Annotated in this window: 1 protein-coding gene; it reads right to left on the bottom strand. The window is 69.1% G+C overall.

From position 1 onward, the window contains the following. Positions 1–247 precede the first annotated feature (247 nt). Positions 248–814: a superoxide dismutase family protein gene (locus ACFE7U_RS14500; protein ID WP_375410425.1), complete on the bottom strand. Its 567-nt coding sequence runs from the start codon at positions 812–814 to the stop codon at positions 248–250. Positions 815–1,161: the final 347 nt, after the last annotated feature.

Genomic DNA, 1,161 nt, shown 5'->3' with positions numbered 1-1,161 from the left:
CGATGCCGCCAGCATCGTCGAGACCGTCCAGGCAACCCTGCCAGAACGAAAGGCCCGCGGCGGCAACGTCGTGGCGGTAGGCCGGCGCCCGCGCTGAGCCATATCCGCGTCGAGTGATCGCGACGGCCGTCGCCCCCTCTCGTCCCTCCCGGCGCGTTCGGGGAAGGGCGGGGAACGGGTCCGCCTTGATCGGCTCGATTCCGGATCATGCGTTTCTTCGAACTGTAGTTCGTCCTGACGACGGTCCCTACTTGATCACCGCGCAAGCGATGCGCGGGCCGGCACCTCCGATCGGCTGAGTTGTGTGGTCGTCGGCGTCGGCGTGGATGATCAGGGCGGAACCGTCGCCGTCCTTGAGGCCGCCCTCGCCGTTGATCGGGGCATCGCTCGACACTTCCGCATTCACCGAGCCGTCCGCATGGGCATGGATGTTGGGCAGGTCGCCTTCGTCCGGCCCGTCCGGATTGAGCAGGCCGTGCTTGCTCTGGTCGTGGTTGACGTGCGCCTTCGACTTCTCGAACGTCCGGGTGTCGCTGCAATCGCCCACCGCGTGGAAATGGAGACCGTGCCAGCCCGGCGGCAACCCGCCCGGCTGCACGGTCAGCCGCAGCACCAGAGCGTTGGCGCCATCGCGGATGGCGATCCGCCCGATGGGCTCGCCCTTTGCATTGACGATATCGCTCTCGACGACCGGAACGGCAGCGGGAGCCGTGGCTGGCGGCGTCTGAGCCATGACGGGCGCGAGCAGTGCCGCGGCCGCCAAAGCGGCGCTGACGGTCGCCGCACGGACGAGGGCCGGCAGGGATGATGTCATGGATTCGCTCTCCTCTCCACGCCGGGCGATCGTGATGCATGATCGGTCCCGGCAACCGGTCGCGGACAGGAACCGCGGCTGCCGGCATGTGTGATGGTGATGAGGGATCGGCAATGGCCCGCTCCCGGCATGAGCGAGGGCGACCTTTCTGGACGCAGGGGCGCGGTACGCCTAAGATCGTTCCCGACCCAGGCAAGTGCGCGGCGTGTCCGGGGCCGGGGCGGCCCCGTCGTCAGGCGACAGGAGCAGTGTGATGCGAGCGGATGTCCTCCGACGCCGCGGTCCCGCGGCGATCCTGCTGAGCCTGGGGCTCGGCCTGCCGCCTGCCTTCGCCCAATCGACGACGG

It is taken from the genome of uncultured Methylobacterium sp. (assembly GCF_964251405.1).
Lineage (GTDB): Bacteria > Pseudomonadota > Alphaproteobacteria > Rhizobiales > Beijerinckiaceae > Methylobacterium.
Note: the sequence above shows the minus strand (reverse complement) of the source record. Positions and strands in the feature narration are given on the sequence as shown.

What these genes read in the sequence shown, in the direction of transcription:
- ACFE7U_RS14500 (WP_375410425.1), bottom strand. Translation starts at nt 814, where the DNA reads ATGACATCATCCCTGCCGGCCCTCGTCCGTGCGGCGACCGTCAGCGCC.